The organism is Silicimonas lutimaris (assembly GCF_047314965.1).
In the GTDB taxonomy this organism is placed as follows: domain Bacteria; phylum Pseudomonadota; class Alphaproteobacteria; order Rhodobacterales; family Rhodobacteraceae; genus JAVJUV01.
The window spans coordinates 75,753-93,025 of sequence record NZ_JBLBVK010000038.1; the positions used below are offsets into that span (position 1 = coordinate 75,753).

Below are 17,273 nucleotides of genomic sequence, written 5' to 3' on the forward strand. Positions count from 1 at the left end.
GTCGGCTATTGGCCGATCGTCATCGAAGGCTCGCCTAGCCGACGAAATTCTGGGTCACCCAGAAGCGGCCGCAATACTGGGCATTCGGATCAAAGGCGACAGCAGCCGACATCTTGGATACGCGCTTGTCCAGAATGTTCTTCCTGTGGCCCGGCGACTCCATCCAAAGGTTCACGATATGACGGGCAAGCGAAGCATAGGAGTGTGCCGGCAGGCGCTGCCCTTCGTAGGTGGCAAAATGGCAGCCTGATGAATCGAGAATTTTGAAACGGCGATTGTCGATCTGATACCGATGCACCATCCCGATGTTCTCGGACCCGGTGCGCACCTTCAAACCCGCGTTCTTCACTCTTTGTTGTAGCGTCGCCGCGCCCGCAACGGTGCTGCGATGGGTCAGCTGCTGGGTCTTGGCCATCCAGATCGAATGCTTATGCGCCTGGTTCGCCAGGCCATTTCCGCCATCGGAAACTGCGCGAAGTCCCGCGCGGCAGCGATGGAAATTCACCTCGGCGCGAATGGCGGTTTCCAGCAGCGGCTGGTCAATACCCTTCGCGGGAACCAACGATTGGGACGCAGCCTTCGACACCGAGCGGCTGCATGCATCGGCAGCGCTCGACAGCCCGAAAGTAATGGCGGCGCATACGCATGCGGCGATGAACTTCATTGTCATCCCAAAGTCCCCTGGCAGCGCCCCCAACGCAGGCACAGTTCTGCGAAAATGCGGCCAAACATTGGCGTTGGATCGGCAGACGTGGGGAAATTGATACCGAGATCGAAGAATGTTCTCAACTTGCGAACGGACGCTCGGCCAATAACTGCTCCGGCGCTACCCGGCGCGCCGAAGCGTATCCATCGTGCGAACAAGTTCGGCGCTGATGCCGGGTTCACTCAGCGCATGTCCGGCCCTAGGTACGAATCGCAAGACGGATCGGGGCCATTTGGCATTCAGCCGGTACGCCGCCGCGGGAGGGCAGATCATGTCATATCGGCCCTGGACAATGGTACCGGGTATGTCGGCGATCCGATCAAGGTTGGCCTCGATCCAGTTGTCGTGCTCGAGAAACCCGTGGTTTGAGAAATAATGGTTCTCAAGCCGCGCGAAGGCGCGCGCATACTCTGCCGGACTATCGCCGCCGGGACCGTCATTCGCGATAGAAGCCAGCGTGTTCTCCCAAGATGCCCAGGCGCGGGCATACCGCGTCTCGGTTTGCAGATCTCCCGAGAACAGCCGCCGGGCATAGGCTGCGATCAGATCATCCTGCTCGTCCGTCGGGATCATGCCGGCGAAATGCTTCCAGACATCGGGCCAGAAAGCGCCGGCACCCCCGCCATAGAACCAGCGCAGCTCAGCCTCGGTCATCATGAAGACGCCACGCAGCGCCAGATGGCGTACGCGCTCAGGGTGCTGGATGGCATATATCAGCGCAAGGGTCGCGCCCCAGCTGCCGCCGAAAACGATCCATCGGTCGATACCCAATGTCTCGCGGATCAGCTCGATATCCTGAACAAGATGCCAGGTCGTGTTGGCTTCGACACTGGCATGCGGCCGCGAGCGCCCGCATCCGCGTTGGTCGAACAGGATGACGCGATAATGTGAAGGATCGAAATAGCGCCGCATCGCTGGGCTACAGCCACCACCCGGCCCGCCGTGCAACACGACGACCGGTTCACCATGCGGCGATCCACACTGCTCCATATAGACGCGGTGACCATCTCCCACGTCCAGAATCCGCTGATCGAACGGGTCTATCGGCGGGTAGAGAAAATGTGACGCACCTTTTTTCCCTGCGGGTCTGTCCATATCCGACCTATATAGCGGGGCGGGGCGGTGTTCCACGGCCCAAATGACAAGAAATTCTCGCGCGGAGCTTTGACATGACGCAAGTATCCACCATCGACGCCGGCGAGGTCGCCAAGTTCCAGGCGATGGCCGCGGAATGGTGGGACCCGAACGGCAAGTTCAAGCCGCTTCACATGCTGAACCCCTGCCGGCTCGACTATATCACCTCGCAGATCGCGGCCGAGTTCGATCGTGATCTCACCGATCCCCTGCCATTCGAGGGGCTCCGCATCCTCGACATAGGATGCGGCGGCGGGTTGCTTTCAGAACCGATGGCGCGCCTTGGGGCTACTGTTGTCGGCGCCGACGCGGCAGAGCGAAACATTCCCGTCGCACAGGTCCACGCCGAAGAGCAGGGTCTCGATATCGACTACCGCCACACGACTGCGGAAGATCTTGCCGCAGCCGGAGAACGCTTCGATGCGGTTCTGAACATGGAAGTGGTCGAACATGTATCCGACCCGCTCGCCTACCTCACGGCCTGCCATGACTTGCTGAAGCCCGGCGGGCTGATGACCTGTTCGACGATCAACCGGAACCCGAAAAGCTTCATGATGGCCATCGTTGGAGCCGAGCATGTGATGCGCTGGCTGCCGAAGGGCACCCATGAATGGTCGAAGTTCATCACGCCCGACGAACTGTACGATCTGCTTCGACAGGCAGGGATGGATCCGGTCGATCGCAAGGGCTTCGTCTTTAACCCCGTCACCTGGAGCTGGCGCCTGTCCGACCGAGACCTCTCGGTCAACTACGTCACGGCTTCTGTTCGCCCGGCATAGCCCCCGCCTCGATTTCCTCGAAACGCAGACGCATCTCGCGCAGCACGGGCAGGACATTCCGCACGTTGGACGCGCCGATTGCTTCGACAACATCCGCAACGATGGGTGTGATCGCTGAAATCGCCGCGTCCCGCGCCTTGATTCCCGACGGACTTATCGAAACGAATTTGCGCCGCGCGTCATCCCAGTCCGGGCGTACGTGAACATGTCCCGCCCATTCCAGTTTTCCGATGGTGTTGGTCATCGCGCCGCGCGTGACATGAAAGGTCCGCGCCAGCTGCGCCGGTGTTCGCTCGGCTTTCGATCGGGCCAGATGGTTCAGAACCGAGAAATGGCTTAACTCCATGCCCTTGGGCAATGCCTTCGCAAGCCGCGCTCGCGCCAACTGGTCAGCCATGAACATTTCGCTGAAAAGCGTGATGGCCAGGGAATCGATGTGCTCTTTCTGTTCGGCCATCAGACCATCTTGTACTGTCGTTCGTGCATCAGTGACGGAAGCCGCCTGCGCACATCATCGACAAGCGAAAGCTCCAGATCAACCATAACCACCCCGGGCATTTCGCCGCCATCCGCCAGGACCCTGCCCCAGGGATCGACCGCAAGAGAGTGCCCGTGTGTTCGGCGGGTCCGTCCAAGCGCCGCGCGATGCTCTCCGCACTGGGCCGGAGCAAGGATGAAACTGCCGGTCTCGATGGCCCGCGCTCGCAAGAGAGTCTCCCAATGCGCCGCTCCCGTTTCTGGCGAAAATGCCGACGGAACCGTCAGGATCTTCGCGCCCGCTTTCGACATGCCGCGGTAAAGATAGGGGAAGCGCACGTCATAACATATTGTCAGCCCGACCGGCACGCCATCCACCTCGCTCATGACCGCCGCGTCGCCGGGTTGATACCCGTCGCTTTCCCGATAGGTCTCGGTCTCCGAGATTGTGACATCGAACATGTGGATCTTGTCGTACTTCGCGCGTACCTCACCATCCGGTCCGATCAGGAAGGAACGGTTCACGAAACGCTCTCCGTCAGCCTGTTTCAGCGCCAGAGACCCGATGAGGATCCACACACCCAGACGCCTGGCATCGGCGCGAAGCGCCGTAAGAGTTTCGTCCTCGCCTTCAAGACGCAGAACATCTGTCTGCCTTGTACGACTTGCGGAAACGCAATTCGTCACCTCGGGCGTCAGGATGAACCTGGCGCCTGCGTTGGCTGCCTGTTCGACATACTCTCGCGTTACCGGAAGATTCTCGGGCGGATCGTCCGACGAGTTCAGTTGGATCAGGGCTACCCGCACCAGTCAGGCCGCGAGGATCGGGTCAAGTTTTCCCGCCCGCTCCAAAGCATAAAGATCATCGCACCCCCCAACATGCAGATCGCCCACGAAGATCTGAGGGACTGTATGACGTCCATTCGCGCGCTGCATCATCTCCTTCCGCCGCTCGGGATCCTGCAGCACGTCGATTTCGGTGAAGCTCACGCCCTTCTGGTTAAGAAGTCGCTTGGCCGAATAGCAGAAACCGCAAAGCGGCGAGGTGTAGATTTCAACCGTTTTCATCGGCATGCATCCAATAACTGTACAAGATTGTTATCTAGGACGCTTTCTCGACCCGCGCCAGTACCAGAACCGAAACCCGGGTTGCACCGACATCATGGCAGGCCTTGGCCGCTGCCGACAACGTCGCTCCCGAGGTCATAACGTCATCGATCAGGCACAGATTGCGCCCCTCGAGCATCTCGCGACGTCTTGGATGCGCTTCGATCGCGCCCACGACATTCGCGAACCTCTGATCCACGCCCAGACCATCTTGCACCAAAGTCCGCCGAACCCGGACAAGGGCGTCAGGGAAAAGCTGATGACCCGTCCGCCGCGACAACGCGCGCGCCAGTTCGACCGATTGGTTGTAGCGCCGCCGCAGCAAGCGGGACCAGTGGATGGGGACAGGAACAAGCAGCGTCTCGGGCTCCAGAAATGGCGCTCCCGCACGCTCCAGCCATCGCGCGGCCGGTCCGGCGAGGTCCGGCCGGTCGCCATGCTTCAAAGCAAGAACAAGTCGGCGCCCGGAGCCGCCATAGGAGAAAACGGCCCGCCCCCGGTCCCAGGGGCGTGGCGTCGAGAGACAGTCGTCACAGAGCGCGGCGACACCGTCATCTTCGCCATGAAGTGCCGCACCGCAGGCGTCGCAGACGAGTCCGCGCAGAAACGTCACTTCCCGCCAGCACGATGCGCACAGCCCACCCGATGTTTCCACAAGTTCGGGGCAAAGCACGCATTGATCCGGAAAGATCAGTGACAACGCGCGTTGCATTCCCAGCATCAGACTTTACCTATGGGCCGGATATGACCGGCACACCCAAGATCACCGATATCGACGCGCTTAATCGTCACCGTCAGCGGGCCGCGCGCGACCCCGTTCTCTTCCTGCACGAGGAAGCCGCAGCTGAGATCGAAGAAAGACTTGCCGAGATTAAGAAATCGTTCATTGCACCCCTTCTGATCGGTCACGTCTCTTCGCCCATCCGGTCTCTCTTCCCAGAGGCGCCAATCATTCCCGACGATGAAAGGCTCGCGGTCCAGCCCTCGACCCATGACATCGTCTTGCACAGCTTTGCGCTGCACTGGTCGGACGACCCTATCGGGCAGATGGTCCAGTCGCGCCTCGCCCTACAGCCTGACGGTCTGTTCATCGCGGTGCTTTTCGGAGGCGCCACGCTCAGCGAATTGCGGACCGCTCTGGCCGAGGCGGAAGCGCGCCTCAGCGGTGGTCTGTCGCCCCGGGTGCTTCCGATGGCCGACCTCCGAGACCTTGGCGGGCTGATCGGACGCGCCGGCCTCGCATTGCCGGTGGCGGACAATCTCAAGCTGACCGTCCGATATCCCTCGCTTGCACGCTTGGTCGCCGACCTTCGTGGAATGGGCGAAACAAATGCACTCCAGACGCGTCACAAGGCGATACCTCCTCGCGCGCTTTTCGAACTTACCGAACAGCTTTACCGCCAGCACTTCTCGGATGCAGACGGCTATCTGAAAGCAACATTCGAGATGGCCTTTCTGACCGGTTGGGCGCCTTCGGAGAATCAGCAGAAACCGCTTCAACCGGGGTCGGCAAGGCAACGACTGGCCGATGCATTGGGCGTCGACGAACAACCAACAGGTGATCCTGTCGCACCCCGAACGCGTTGACCCGGCCCGATTTCCAATTATCTGGCCAAGGCAGGAAGACATCTGCACAGGAACCGTTTAAGGATGCTCGACGCAAAGTCAGACCGGACCGGACACGCTGCCATGGATGATACTGAGACCGTGAACGCGCATCTTCCGGCGGATCATCCGCCGGTCAAACGCGAACGTGTCGGCGTGTTGCTGGCCAATCTCGGCACACCAGACGGCTATGACTACTTGTCGATGCGCCGCTACCTGAACGAGTTCCTGTCCGACCGCCGTGTGATCGATTACTCGCCCTGGATTTGGCAGCCCCTCTTGCAGCTCATCATCCTGTCCAAGCGACCGTTTTCTTCGGGCGCAGCCTACAAGTCGATCTGGAACGAGGAGCAGGGCGAGAGCCCGCTCATGACAATCACGAAGGCACAGACGGAAAAGATACGGAACGCCATTGCCGCCCGCTATGGCGAGGACGTGATCGTCGACTTCTGCATGCGCTACGGCAATCCATCGACCAAGTCGAAGGTCCGCGTGATGGCAGAGCGCGGCTGCCGCAAGATCCTGTTCTTCCCGCTCTACCCACAATACGCGGGCGCAACGACGGCCACCGCGAACGATCAGTTCTTCCGCGCCTTGATGGAAGAAAAATGGCAGCCGCCCGTCCGTACCGTTCCCGCCTATTTCGACCGCCCTTCCTATATCGACGCATTGGCGAAATCCGTCGAGCGCGCCTACGGCGCGATGGACACCAAGCCTGATATCCTGGTGTGCTCCTATCACGGCGTGCCGCAACGCTACCTGATGGAAGGCGACCCCTATCACTGCCAGTGCCAGAAGACGACGCGCCTTCTGAAGGAACGGCTTGGCTGGGACGATACCCAGATCAGGACCACTTTCCAGTCACGCTTCGGTCCGGAAGAATGGCTTCAGCCGTATACCGTCGAAGAAGTCGCTCGACTGGCCGAACAGGGCAAAAAGCGGATCGCCGTCATCGCTCCCGCTTTCAGCGCTGACTGCATCGAAACCCTGGAAGAGATCAACGAAGAGATTCGCGAAAGCTTCGAAGAAGCCGGGGGCGAGCGTTTCACCTATATCCCCTGTCTCAACGATGATGATGCTCACATCGACGCGCTTTGCGAAACGATCGAGGAAAATCTTAAAGGCTGGCTGGACTGAAAGGCGGATGGCGGTCGCCCATCGCGGTGGGTGCTATGGCCTTGGCGGAATTCAAGACCGCTTTACGCCCACACGTCCTGCCGCTAAACCCAGACGGTTACTTTGGGGAGAGGCATGCGATGCCAGACGATCTGATCAACAGCTTCATGACCGGGCCGGACGAAAAGGGCCGATTCGGAATGTTCGGCGGGCGCTTCGTGTCCGAAACCCTGATGCCGCTCATTCTGGATCTCGAAGCCGAGTACGAGAAGGCCAAGACCGATCAAAGCTTCTGGGACGAGATGGATTTCCTCTGGAAGCACTACGTTGGTCGCCCCTCGCCCCTCTACTTCGCCGAGCGGCTGACTGAACGCCTGGGCGGCGCCAAGATCTACATGAAGCGCGACGAGCTGAATCACACGGGCGCGCACAAGATCAACAATGTGCTGGGCCAGATCATTCTCGCCCGCCGCATGGGCAAGACCCGGATCATCGCCGAGACCGGCGCCGGCCAGCACGGCGTGGCCACCGCCACCGTCTGCGCCAAGTTCGGCTTGAAGTGCATCGTCTACATGGGCGCGCATGACGTGGAGAGGCAAAAGCCAAACGTCTTCCGCATGAAACTTCTTGGTGCCGAAGTCGTGCCGGTAACAAGCGGCCGCGGCACGCTGAAAGACGCCATGAACGACGCGCTGCGCGACTGGGTGACGAACGTCCGCGATACGTTCTACTGCATCGGCACCGTCGCGGGTCCGCATCCTTACCCCGCAATGGTGCGCGACTTTCAGTCAATCATCGGCAAGGAAGCCAAGGAACAGATGCTGGAGGCCGAAGGCCGTTTGCCCGACACCATCATCGCCGCCATCGGCGGCGGATCGAATGCCATGGGCCTGTTCTACCCCTTCCTCGACGACAAGGATGTGAACATCATCGGCGTCGAAGCAGGCGGCAAGGGTGTGAACGAGAAGATGGAGCACTGCGCCTCCCTCACCGGCGGGCGCCCCGGCGTTCTGCACGGCAACCGTACCTATCTTCTGCAGGACGAGGATGGTCAGATCCTGGAGGGCTTCAGCATCTCCGCCGGCCTCGACTACCCCGGCATCGGGCCCGAACATTCCTGGCTGCATGATGTCGGTCGCGCGAAATACGTGGCCATCACCGATGTCGAGGCGCTTGAGGCATTCAAGCTCTGCTGCGAAACCGAGGGCATCATCCCCGCGCTGGAGCCGTCGCACGCTCTCGCCCACGTGGCAAAGATAGCTCCTGAATTGCCAAGGGACCACATCATCTGCATGAACATGTGCGGCCGCGGCGACAAGGACATCTTCACCGTTGCCAAGGCTCTTGGCTGGGCAATGGGCGCGGGCGACTAGACGGCCGCGCCACTCTGACTTCAGCCGTCCCTTAGACAAGGGTCCTTGGTATGCCGGCAAAGTGAACGGCGCTTTGCATGGCTCCTCTTGACTTGCGTAAGTTTCATTCACAAATCGGAATTTGGAAATGCAATATAATTGGAAACGCCATGAAATTTCGCGCCCCTGCCGCCCGCCGTATTCTCCTGCTCTCTGTGGCCGCCCTTGTGGCTGTCGGTGCCTTTGCCGCAGGTCAAACGATCGCAGTGGCACAGATGGCCGGCCATGGCGGTGGCGGCATGCATCGTCACGGCGCTGGCGGCATGATGCAACATGACATGACCAATATGCCCGGTCTCCGCGGGCTCGACGCAACGCCCGAGGAAAGCGCCGAACTGGCGGTGATGTTCAACAACTTCCAGCTGATCGACCGCACGGTCGAGAACCTCCCCAACGGCATCCGCACCATCACGAATTCCTCCGACGAAGAGGTCATGGCCAATCTCGTCAGCCACGTCACCGGCATGATCAACCGCGTCGAAGAAGGCCGAGATCCCCAGATTTTCATCCAGAGTCCCACACTGGACGTATTTTTCCTGAAAGGGGACCGCATCGAGACCGAGATCGACATCACCGACGAGGGCATCGTCGTGGTTCAGACATCGGACGACCCGGAACTGGTAGAGGCGCTTCAGGTGCACGCCGCGGAAGTCACCGATATGGCCAATCGCGGGATGGAAGCCGTTCATGACGCAATGATGCGGCGCGGTGGCTGATCCGGGTTAACCGAAGATCACGAAACGCGCTGTCAGAATCGATCCCATGATCAGGATGAATCCGCGCAGGATGTTTGGACTGATCCTGGGGATGATGGCCGCGCCTATGCTTGCGCCCGCTATGGCGAATACAAAGATGATCCCAGCCGCAAGCCAGGTCACCAGACCGGACCACGCCAGAACTGAAACAGCCGCCGTATTTGCAAAGGCGACGAAAAGGTTCTTCTGCCGCACCGCGCTGTGAAAATGCGTCGTCCCCGAGACGACCATCGACGCCACCAGGAAAAAACCAATTCCGGCGCCGAAATACCCTGCATAGACTCCGCACAGAAAAATCAGAACCCGACGAAGTGTCTTTCCGCCGTCGGCCTGCACGCGCTCTGCCAAGGTCTTCAGGCGGTCGCCAAAGGCGATGACCGCGAGCGCGAGAATCAGCAGGAACGGCACGACACTGACGAAGACGCGCTCACCCAGGCCGATCAATAGCGCAACGCCTATTACTCCGCCTACTCCGACAAGCGGCAGGTCGATCCATAGCCCGGGTATATCCAGCTTTGCCTCGGAGCCCTTGCGCGCGAAAGCGCCCGGCAAAGTCGAAGGCCAAAGCGCCACGGTTCCCGTCGCGTTGGCCGCCAAAGGAGGCAGACCCAGGGAAAGCAGAAGCGGGAAGACGAACAGCTTCGCTCCGCCAGCGGCGACGTTCACCATTCCGCCGGCCAGTCCGGCGATTGCAAGGAGGATATACTCAGACATGCATGACCCTTGAGCCTGTGGCGACAGGAAAGTCAATCGGGTCTTATGCCATTGATCTCAATACACAAGCCCGTCAGGGAATTATCGGATTGATGCAGATCAAGTGGTGAGCCATCCAAAACATTAAATTGTTCATATGTAAATTAACCAGTTGGGATTCCAAAAAGGGAGGAATGCAATGACAAGAACTGGAACAATCGCGCTCGCGCTGACGACCCTGCTGGCACTACCCGCCGCCGCGCAAGACTTGGGCGCCATCGAGTTCGCGAATAGTTGCGCCCAATGCCACGGAGCGGACGGAAAGGGTGATGGCCCGGTCACCCCATATCTCCTCAACCCACCGCCGGACCTGACTATTCTTAGCAAAACGAACGACGGGGTATTTCCCATCGCCAATGTCTATTCCATCATCGACGGAACAGCGGATGTGGCCGTTCACGGCGGACGGGACATGCCGGTCTGGGGCGACCGCTACATGACGGAAATGCGCGAGGACGCGACGGCGCACTATTCCTGGGCAGAAGCCCGCGCCTATGCTCAGAATCGCGTGCTGGCATTGGTCGAGTATATCGCCTCGATCCAGCAATAACCGCCTGAGTCAGGAAGCCGTGGGCGGATTTCCGAACCGCTCACCAGCAAACAAGAAAGCCGACGCAATTGCGCCGGCTTTCGAAACTCAACGGATGTTACTCCGTCAGATCAGGAGAACCTGCGTTCCATTCCGCGCAAGGCCGAACAGCTCCGCAATATGCTCGTTGTAGAGGCCGATGCATCCGTTCGACGACCGCCGCCCGATCTTCCGCGTGTCATGCGTTCCGTGAATCCGGTAGTATGTCCAGCTCAGGTACAGCGCGTGTGTACCCAGCGGATTATCGGGACCCGGCGGAACGTAATCCGGCCATTCCGGGTTGCGCAGCTTCATGGACGGTGTCGGGCGCCAATCGGGGCCTTCAACCTTCCGGACCACCTTTGTCCGGCCCAGGCGGGTAAGCTCCTCGCTGATCGGAACACTGGTCGGATAAAGCTTGTAGATCGTCTGGTCTTCGCTCCAGTAGTGCAGCGCCCGTGACGTGACGTCGACAAGGATCGCGCCCCCCCGCGTGTTGTTGAAATAGGGCTGCCAGTCCAGCGCCCTGAACGACGACGCATTGCGGCGGACGTTCCCGGCAATCGGTGAATGACCTTCGATGACGTCGGGCGCAGCCTCTTGCGCGATAGCAGGGCTGGCCAGAAGCGCCGCGCCTCCGGCAAGGACGCCACGACGGCTCAGCGTTTCTTTCTTTTGGACGGACATTTCTCGCCTCTCGTCTGTCTTTGACCAATCTATAATAGTGCGGCATTGCAGCACCTTCAAATCAAAGAAGCGTCAGAATGCCGATCTGTGGCCCGCTTGTGTTTGAACAGGCGCAGCCAAGACTGTAAGGCTTGCGGCAGGAAAACAGAGAAGACCGGCAACATGCTTCGATCCCTTGCACTATTCGCGATTGTGTCCCTCGGCCTCTCGGCGTGTTCGACGCCAGAACCGCGATTCGGCCCGGACGGCAAGCCGTTGCCGCAGGTCTATCAAATCTCGGCGCGGGACACGGCCAAGATCCAGTTCCGGATGCTTGATTCGATCAACACACTGCGCTCCGCACGCGGCGCTGTTCCTCTCCGCCTCTCGTCAGAGCTCAACGCCGCCGCCGCGACTCATTCCCGCGACATGTCGATCCAGAACCGGCCCTGGCATTTCGGTTCCGACGGCTCAAGCCCCCTCGATCGGGTGCGCCGCGTCGGATATACGGGTCGCCTCCTTGGCGAGAACATCTCCGAGACCTACGAATCCGAGCTGGAGACGCTCTCGGCATGGATGTCTCAGCCTGACACGCGCGAAGTCATCCTCGATGCCCGGGGACGCGACATGGGTTTCGCCTGGTTCCAGGAGTCGAACGGCAAAATCTGGTGGACGCTTATCGTGGGCCAGCCCAGCGCGCAGGGCTCATTTGTAAATTGAAATCGGCGTGCCGTCGCGGACCATGGCATAGATCTCCTCGATCTCGTCATCCGTGACGGCGATGCATCCCCAGGTCCAGTCCTTGCGCAGAAGCGAATAAAGCTTTCCGCGTCCGTGAATGAAAATGTCGCCTCCCGGGTTTTTTCCCAGTGCGCGCGCCTCGGCGATATCCCGTTCGTCGGGATAGCTTATTCCCAGAGACAGGTGATAGTCGCTGTCCGGGTTGCGCCGGTTGATCAGGTAGTGACCCTCAGGCGTTCTGCCGTCACCCTCGACCTTCTTGTCGCCCTCCGGCGCAAAACCCAAATCGATGCGATAGGATTTCAGAACGCGATTTTCGTGCAAAAGGTATAGACGCCGCAATTCCTTGTAGACGATGACCCGGGTGACCTCCGGTCCGTCGTAGGAGCGGAATTTCGTCGCACAGCCGGAAAGTGCAATTAGCACAGCCAGCCCCAAAGCGGCTTTGATCAAGACCCTCATCGAAACCTGCCCGTCATTGTTTTTCTGACTTTTACGATGAGTAACCTCAGGAATCTGCCTTCAGGCAAGAGAAAAATGCGCCACAAGCTCAACATGTGGCGACCAGCGGAATTGATCGACGACATCCAGCCAGCGGATTTCGTATCCCGCTTTAGTCAGAATCTCCGCATCTCTGGCAAAGGTGACCGGATTGCACGAGACAAAGGCGATATCAGGGATTTCGGCTTGCGCCAGTTCCATCGTCTGTGCCTCGGCACCCGCGCGAGGCGGATCGATGACGACAGCGCCGAAGCGGTCCAGTTCATCAGAAACCAGTGGTCGGCGAAAGAGGTCGCGGCGCTCGGTCGTCACCCGATGCAGGCCCCGGCCATGGCGCCACCCACGGTCCAGCGCATCCAGCATCGCACCCTCACTTTCGACGGCATGAACCTCATGACCGGCGGCAATAGGCAGGGCAAAGGTTCCGATCCCCGCAAAAAGATCGGCGACCGGCCCCTTCGCCGCTGCAATTGCTTCAAGCACCGACGAAAAGAGCGCGGCTTCGCCCTCCGCCGTCGCCTGCAGGAATGCACCGGGCGGCAAGGTGACAGGTGCGGTTCCGAACGTCAGAACTGGTGGCGTCTGCGTCGCCAAGGTTTCGCCATCCCACGTCAGGCGCACGAATCCATTCCCTACGGCCAGCGCCAGAAGCTGCTGGATCATCTCGGGATCAAGGGGTTTGCCGCCTGTGACAGCCAGGTCCAGACCGCTTTCGGTTTCGGTCACCGTCAGGCGCATCTCGCCCTTTCGGCTTCCTCCCGCCTCGACGATCTCCGCCAGTCGCGGCAGCGCGCTGGCCAGTGCGGGCCTTACCAGAAGGCAGTCGGGCACATCCCGGATCACGTCGCTGGAGGGTGCGTGAAATCCGACCGTTGCGCCTTTCTTGGTGCGCTTGCCCGAGAATGTCGCCCGTCGCCGGGAGCGGGGAGGAGAGGTGTGAAGGCCCCGTATCGGCGCGACTATCGCCCGCGCCGCAAGCGCCTGTCTCACAACATCGACCTTCCATCGCGCCACGAAGTCGTCGTTTGCATGCTGCAACCCGCAACCGCCGCAACTCTTGTAGTGGACGCAGGGCGCGCTCACGCGGTCCGGCGATGGAGAAAGGATCCGCGGTGCAGCCATGCGCCCGTCAACCACGTCGCCCTCCACCAGCTCGCCCGGCAGGGTGCGGGGCGCGAAAACCGGTCCGTCAGCGATGCCATCGCCAAGATGCCCCAGGCGTTCGATGATGACCTTCACGCTATTCCGCCGCCTCTTGCATCCCGATAAAGCCGCCCGACTGGCGCTGCCAGAACCGCGCATAGGTCCCGTCCAGTTCCAGCAATTCGTCATGCGTGCCCTGCTCGACGATCTGCCCGTCTTCCAGCACCACGATCCGGTCCATATGGGCAATGGTAGAGAGGCGATGCGCAATGGCCAGAACCGTCTTGCCTTCCATCACACGCTCCAGCGCCCCCTGAATAGAGGCCTCAACTTCGCTGTCCAAAGCGCTGGTCGCTTCGTCGAGAACAAGGATTGGAGCATCCTTCAGGATCGCGCGCGCAAGCGCGATCCGCTGGCGTTGGCCGCCAGACAGCTTGACCCCGCGCTCCCCAAGATAGGCGTTGTACCCTTGCCGTCCCACATGATCCTGCAAGCCGAGGATGAACTCATGCGCTTCGGCCCGCTTGGACGCATCGATCATCTCGTCTTCTGTCGCGTCTGGGCGGCCGTAGATGATGTTGTCTCTGGCCGTGCGGTTGAACATCGCAACGTCCTGACGAACCACCGAGATCAAATGCCGCAGCCCGGTCTGCGTCATGTCGCGCACATCGATTCCGCCAATCGTGATCCTGCCATGCTCGACATCGTAAAGGCGCAGCAACAGCGCCACGAGCGTCGACTTGCCGGCACCCGACGCGCCAACCAGCGCAACTTTCTCGCCCGGACGGATCGTCAGATCGATCCCCGAAATGGCGCTGACCCTGCCGCCATAGGCGAAGCGCACATTTTCGAACCGCACCTCCCCCGCCTCCGCCGGCTCCACCGCACCCGGACGGTCCTGCACCTCATGCGGAGGCGCCAGCGTGGCGATCCCGTCCTGAACTTCGCCCACATGGGCATAGATCATCACCGCGACCCGGCCGAACCGGTTCGTCACCATGCCAAGCCGCGTCGCAACCATCGCCACGGCTGCGATATCTCCGGAACTCGCCTGACCGACGCTCCAAAGCCAAAGCGCGCCCACGATCGCGGCAAATGGCAAAACGCCCGACAACGCCGTCAGCGTCAGCCGAAACCACATCGAGAGAACGCCGAACTCAACGGACCGCAGGCGCAAATCCTCGAAGGCACGCCGAGCGGCAAGGTTCTCGAACTCGTCGTCCGAGAACAACTTGACCGTTGCGATGTTGGTGATGGTATCCACGACCTGACCAGTCATGCCCGCGCGCGCGCCAGCCCGTGCCTTCGATCTGCGGCGCACGCGCGGAATGAAGAACACCAGCGCCGCGGCATAGGCGACCCCCCAGATCGCAAAGATGCCCAGAAGTCGTGGATCGAGCCCACCCATCAGGATCAGCGCTCCGAAGAACATCGCGGCGGCATAAAGCCCGACATCCAGAACTTCGATCACGATCTCGGTCAACGCCGAAGCCGTCTGGATCTCCTTCTGCGCCACGCGCCCTGCGAAATCGTTCTCGAAGAAACGCATCGACTGTCCCAGCGTGTGACGATGCACGCGCGAGATCACCAGCGGAAACAGATGCGGTCCCAGCAAGACAGACGTCACCCCGGCATCGGCGGCAAAGACGATGGGGCGCAGCACAAGAAAGAAGACGACCCCCACCAGGATCACTGGTGTGAATGGCTCCCAGAAACTTCCGGGTTCCGCCGCCTCGGCGATGTCGATGGCCCAGCCCGTAAACCATGCCGACAGAACCTCGGTCGTTGCGGCAGCGAAGATGATGACCGCCGCCACCAGAATCGCGGGCCCGGCTCCGGCGAGAGCCCAGCGCGCGAAGGGCCAGAACTGCCGCGGCGGTGACCCCGCCGCCTCGGCATAGGGGTCGATCATGCGCGTGAGACGATCGGAGAGACTCATTCCGCCGCGGTGTCCTTCTCGATCCCGATGAACCCGCCCGACTGGCGGTTCCAGAACCTTGCATATAGACCACCACGCGCCAGAAGCACATCGTGGCTTCCCTCCTCGACGATATGCCCATCGTCGATCACCACGATCCGATCCATATGCGCGATGGTCGAGAGACGGTGCGCAATCGCGATGACCGTTTTGCCCTCCATCATCCCGTAAAGCGTGTTCTGAATCGCCGCCTCCACCTCGCTGTCCAGCGCGCTTGTGGCTTCGTCCAGCACAAGGATCGGCGCGTTTTTCAGGATCACACGGGCCAGCGCAATCCTCTGCCGCTGACCGCCTGACAGCTTGACGCCGCGCTCGCCCACATGCGCATCATAGCCGGTCCGCCCCGCAGGATCGGACAGGTCCCGGATAAAGTCGTGCGCCTCGGCCTGCTCCGCCGCCCTGACAATCTCATCCTCGGTCGCATCGGGGCGTCCGTAACGGATATTGTCGCGCACCGAACGATGCAGCAGCGAGCTGTCCTGCTGGACCATGCCGATCCGCGCCCGCAGTGAGTCTTGCGTGACCAGGCCGATGTCCTGTCCGTCGATCAGAATGCGCCCGGTCTCCACGTCGTAAAACCGAAGCAACAGTTTGACCAGCGTCGACTTGCCCGCGCCCGAACGGCCAACAAGTCCGACCTTTTCACCGGGCTCGATCGTCAGATCGATCCGGTCCAGACCGCCGCTGCCGCGCCCATAGTGATGCGACACACCCTCCAACTCGATCCGGCCCGGACCGGGTAGCAGCGGACAAGCACCCTGCGCATCGACAAGATCGATGGGCTGCGCGATGGTCTCCATACCTTCTGCCACAACGCCCAGGTTCCGGAAAAAGCTGGTAAGCGCCCACATGATCCATCCGGTCATCGCATTCAGGCGCAGCACCAGTGACGACGCGACGGCGACAATTCCCACGCTTGCGGCATCCACCGACCAAAGCCAGATCGCCCAGCCCACGACCGCTACAATCAGGAACCCGTTGATCAGGGTCAGCGCCACGTCCATTCGCGTATAAATCCGCATCTCGACCTGGAACGTCTGGCGCGATGTCTCGATGGCTTCCTTGGCATAGTCGCGCTCGGTCGACGTATGCGCAAACATCTTCACCGAATGAATGTTGGTATAGCTGTCGACGACGCGTCCCGTGACAGCGCTGCGCGCGTCCGAAGCGGCCTTCGAGGCAGGGCCGACTCGCTGAACGGTCCAGCGCACCAAAAGCCCGTAAAGGACAAGCCAGACAAGCAAAGGCAGCGTGAGCGCCGGATCGGAACCCGACAACAGGACCACCGCACCTATGACATAAGCCGCCGAATAGGTCAGAGCGTCAAAGACCTGAAACACCGCTTCGCCCGCCGCCGGCGGCGTCTGCATGATCCGGTTCGCAATGCGCCCGGCGAAATCGTTCTCGAACCATCCCACCGACTGCCGCAACACATGGCTGTGCGCGCGCCACCGGATCAGCGTGCCGAAATTCGGCATGATCGCGTTGTTCAGCAGCCCGACATCCAGCATCTGAAGCAGCGGCCGGAGCAACAGGAGGAAAATGGCGACAAGGGCCATTTCCACACCATGCTCGGACCAGAAGGCCGAGGGTTCCGTGTCAGCAAGAACGTCTACCAGCCGCCCGATATACGAGATCAGCCAGATCTCGATGAAGGCCACGACGGACGTCAGGATGGCGGTCACAACGAAAAGGCCGCGAAACGGCTGGGCATAGGCCTTCAGGAATGGCCAGAGTTTTGTCGGGGGCCGATCCTCAAGCGGATAGTCGCAATAGGGATCAACCAGATTCTCAAAGAAACGAAACATCGGGCAAAAAGCCTTCTGGTGGAT

General features: G+C 60.6%; 19 protein-coding genes. 7 read left to right on the forward strand and 12 right to left on the reverse strand.

Going from position 1 to position 17,273, the window contains the following annotated elements; genetic code table 11:
- Positions 1–34: 34 nt before the first annotated feature.
- Together ACKLNI_RS04600 and pip are read right to left on the reverse strand one after the other, a co-directional pair.
- Positions 35–670, reverse strand: a complete 636-nt coding sequence (locus ACKLNI_RS04600) for a CAP domain-containing protein (protein WP_413717858.1) — start codon at positions 668–670, stop codon at positions 35–37.
- A 156-nt stretch (positions 671–826) separates the two neighbouring features.
- A complete protein-coding gene (gene pip, locus ACKLNI_RS04605; protein WP_413717859.1) occupies positions 827–1,801 on the reverse strand; it encodes a prolyl aminopeptidase in 975 nt (324 codons plus the stop codon).
- A 74-nt stretch (positions 1,802–1,875) separates the two neighbouring features.
- Here pip and ubiG point away from each other — a divergent pair, with 74 nt between their 5' ends.
- The gene (gene ubiG / locus ACKLNI_RS04610; RefSeq protein WP_413717860.1) at positions 1,876–2,619 is read left to right on the forward strand and encodes a bifunctional 2-polyprenyl-6-hydroxyphenol methylase/3-demethylubiquinol 3-O-methyltransferase UbiG; all 744 of its coding nucleotides are present in this window, start codon (positions 1,876–1,878) and stop codon (positions 2,617–2,619) included.
- Here ubiG and ACKLNI_RS04615 read toward each other — a convergent pair.
- The 4 genes from ACKLNI_RS04615 to ACKLNI_RS04630 are packed head-to-tail and all read right to left on the reverse strand — an operon-like array spanning position 2,594 to position 4,921.
- Complete coding sequence (locus ACKLNI_RS04615; protein WP_413717861.1) at positions 2,594–3,076, reverse strand: MarR family winged helix-turn-helix transcriptional regulator; 483 nt, start codon at positions 3,074–3,076, stop codon at positions 2,594–2,596. The genes ubiG and ACKLNI_RS04615 overlap by 26 nt on opposite strands.
- A complete protein-coding gene (locus ACKLNI_RS04620; protein ID WP_413717862.1) occupies positions 3,076–3,903 on the reverse strand; it encodes a carbon-nitrogen hydrolase family protein in 828 nt (275 codons plus the stop codon). The genes ACKLNI_RS04615 and ACKLNI_RS04620 overlap by 1 nt, the downstream gene beginning before the upstream one ends.
- Before the next feature lie 3 nt (positions 3,904–3,906).
- Positions 3,907–4,164: a glutaredoxin 3 gene (grxC, locus tag ACKLNI_RS04625; protein WP_413717863.1), complete on the reverse strand. Its 258-nt coding sequence runs from the start codon at positions 4,162–4,164 to the stop codon at positions 3,907–3,909.
- A gap of 34 nt (positions 4,165–4,198) precedes the next feature.
- On the reverse strand, positions 4,199–4,921 hold the full coding sequence (locus ACKLNI_RS04630) for a double zinc ribbon domain-containing protein (RefSeq protein WP_413717968.1): 723 nt from the start codon (positions 4,919–4,921) through the stop codon (positions 4,199–4,201).
- 26 nt (positions 4,922–4,947) lie between these two features.
- Here ACKLNI_RS04630 and ACKLNI_RS04635 point away from each other — a divergent pair, with 26 nt between their 5' ends.
- From ACKLNI_RS04635 to ACKLNI_RS04650, 4 genes are all read left to right on the forward strand, one after another.
- Positions 4,948–5,790: a methyltransferase domain-containing protein gene (locus tag ACKLNI_RS04635; protein WP_413717864.1), complete on the forward strand. Its 843-nt coding sequence runs from the start codon at positions 4,948–4,950 to the stop codon at positions 5,788–5,790.
- A 102-nt stretch (positions 5,791–5,892) separates the two neighbouring features.
- Positions 5,893–6,945, forward strand: a complete 1,053-nt coding sequence (gene hemH, locus ACKLNI_RS04640) for a ferrochelatase (RefSeq protein ID WP_413717865.1) — start codon at positions 5,893–5,895, stop codon at positions 6,943–6,945.
- 119 nt (positions 6,946–7,064) lie between these two features.
- Complete coding sequence (gene trpB / locus ACKLNI_RS04645) at positions 7,065–8,297, forward strand: tryptophan synthase subunit beta (RefSeq protein WP_413717866.1); 1,233 nt, start codon at positions 7,065–7,067, stop codon at positions 8,295–8,297.
- Between the two features lie 149 nt (positions 8,298–8,446).
- Positions 8,447–9,052, forward strand: coding sequence for a hypothetical protein (locus ACKLNI_RS04650; protein ID WP_413717867.1), 606 nt, complete (start codon positions 8,447–8,449; stop codon positions 9,050–9,052).
- A 6-nt stretch (positions 9,053–9,058) separates the two neighbouring features.
- On the opposite strand, the gene ACKLNI_RS04655 is transcribed toward ACKLNI_RS04650, so the two are convergent.
- A complete protein-coding gene (locus tag ACKLNI_RS04655; RefSeq protein WP_413717868.1) occupies positions 9,059–9,805 on the reverse strand; it encodes a sulfite exporter TauE/SafE family protein in 747 nt (248 codons plus the stop codon).
- Between the two features lie 178 nt (positions 9,806–9,983).
- Between ACKLNI_RS04655 and ACKLNI_RS04660 the strand changes: the two genes are divergently transcribed.
- On the forward strand, positions 9,984–10,394 hold the full coding sequence (locus ACKLNI_RS04660) for a c-type cytochrome (RefSeq protein WP_413717869.1): 411 nt from the start codon (positions 9,984–9,986) through the stop codon (positions 10,392–10,394).
- 105 nt (positions 10,395–10,499) lie between these two features.
- Here the strand turns inward: ACKLNI_RS04660 and ACKLNI_RS04665 are convergent, their stop codons facing one another.
- Positions 10,500–11,099: a L,D-transpeptidase gene (locus tag ACKLNI_RS04665; RefSeq protein WP_413717870.1), complete on the reverse strand. Its 600-nt coding sequence runs from the start codon at positions 11,097–11,099 to the stop codon at positions 10,500–10,502.
- A gap of 162 nt (positions 11,100–11,261) precedes the next feature.
- Between ACKLNI_RS04665 and dalA the strand changes: the two genes are divergently transcribed.
- Positions 11,262–11,798 (forward strand): divisome-associated lipoprotein DalA, encoded by a 537-nt coding sequence (gene dalA, locus ACKLNI_RS04670; protein ID WP_413717871.1) that lies wholly within the window; start codon positions 11,262–11,264, stop codon positions 11,796–11,798.
- On the opposite strand, the gene ACKLNI_RS04675 is transcribed toward dalA, so the two are convergent.
- From ACKLNI_RS04675 to ACKLNI_RS04690, 4 genes are read right to left on the reverse strand one after another with little or no spacing between them, the layout of a single operon-like run.
- Entirely contained in the window at positions 11,784–12,281 is a 498-nt protein-coding gene (locus ACKLNI_RS04675) for a L,D-transpeptidase family protein (protein ID WP_413717872.1), read from the reverse strand. The genes dalA and ACKLNI_RS04675 overlap by 15 nt on opposite strands.
- A 60-nt stretch (positions 12,282–12,341) precedes the next feature.
- A complete protein-coding gene (locus ACKLNI_RS04680; RefSeq protein WP_413717873.1) occupies positions 12,342–13,559 on the reverse strand; it encodes a class I SAM-dependent RNA methyltransferase in 1,218 nt (405 codons plus the stop codon).
- A gap of 1 nt (position 13,560) precedes the next feature.
- Entirely contained in the window at positions 13,561–15,402 is a 1,842-nt protein-coding gene (locus ACKLNI_RS04685) for an ABC transporter ATP-binding protein (protein WP_413717874.1), read from the reverse strand.
- A complete protein-coding gene (locus ACKLNI_RS04690) occupies positions 15,399–17,249 on the reverse strand; it encodes an ABC transporter ATP-binding protein (RefSeq protein WP_413717875.1) in 1,851 nt (616 codons plus the stop codon). Before ACKLNI_RS04690 ends, ACKLNI_RS04685 begins: the two co-directional genes overlap by 4 nt.
- Positions 17,250–17,273 lie beyond the last annotated feature (24 nt).

Bases quoted from the DNA above. Each gene is read 5' to 3' on its own strand.
- ACKLNI_RS04600 (WP_413717858.1), bottom strand. From the start codon at position 670: ATGACAATGAAGTTCATCGCCGCATGCGTATGCGCCGCCATTACTTTC.
- pip (WP_413717859.1), bottom strand. From the start codon at position 1,801: ATGGACAGACCCGCAGGGAAAAAAGGTGCGTCACATTTTCTCTACCCG.
- ubiG (WP_413717860.1), top strand. From the start codon at position 1,876: ATGACGCAAGTATCCACCATCGACGCCGGCGAGGTCGCCAAGTTCCAG.
- ACKLNI_RS04615 (WP_413717861.1), bottom strand. From the start codon at position 3,076: ATGGCCGAACAGAAAGAGCACATCGATTCCCTGGCCATCACGCTTTTC.
- grxC (WP_413717863.1), bottom strand. From the start codon at position 4,164: ATGAAAACGGTTGAAATCTACACCTCGCCGCTTTGCGGTTTCTGCTAT.
- ACKLNI_RS04635 (WP_413717864.1), top strand. From the start codon at position 4,948: ATGACCGGCACACCCAAGATCACCGATATCGACGCGCTTAATCGTCAC.
- hemH (WP_413717865.1), top strand. From the start codon at position 5,893: ATGGATGATACTGAGACCGTGAACGCGCATCTTCCGGCGGATCATCCG.
- trpB (WP_413717866.1), top strand. From the start codon at position 7,065: ATGCCAGACGATCTGATCAACAGCTTCATGACCGGGCCGGACGAAAAG.
- ACKLNI_RS04650 (WP_413717867.1), top strand. From the start codon at position 8,447: ATGAAATTTCGCGCCCCTGCCGCCCGCCGTATTCTCCTGCTCTCTGTG.
- ACKLNI_RS04655 (WP_413717868.1), bottom strand. From the start codon at position 9,805: ATGTCTGAGTATATCCTCCTTGCAATCGCCGGACTGGCCGGCGGAATG.
- ACKLNI_RS04660 (WP_413717869.1), top strand. From the start codon at position 9,984: ATGACAAGAACTGGAACAATCGCGCTCGCGCTGACGACCCTGCTGGCA.
- ACKLNI_RS04665 (WP_413717870.1), bottom strand. From the start codon at position 11,099: ATGTCCGTCCAAAAGAAAGAAACGCTGAGCCGTCGTGGCGTCCTTGCC.
- dalA (WP_413717871.1), top strand. From the start codon at position 11,262: ATGCTTCGATCCCTTGCACTATTCGCGATTGTGTCCCTCGGCCTCTCG.
- ACKLNI_RS04675 (WP_413717872.1), bottom strand. From the start codon at position 12,281: ATGAGGGTCTTGATCAAAGCCGCTTTGGGGCTGGCTGTGCTAATTGCA.
- ACKLNI_RS04685 (WP_413717874.1), bottom strand. From the start codon at position 15,402: ATGAGTCTCTCCGATCGTCTCACGCGCATGATCGACCCCTATGCCGAG.
- ACKLNI_RS04690 (WP_413717875.1), bottom strand. From the start codon at position 17,249: ATGTTTCGTTTCTTTGAGAATCTGGTTGATCCCTATTGCGACTATCCG.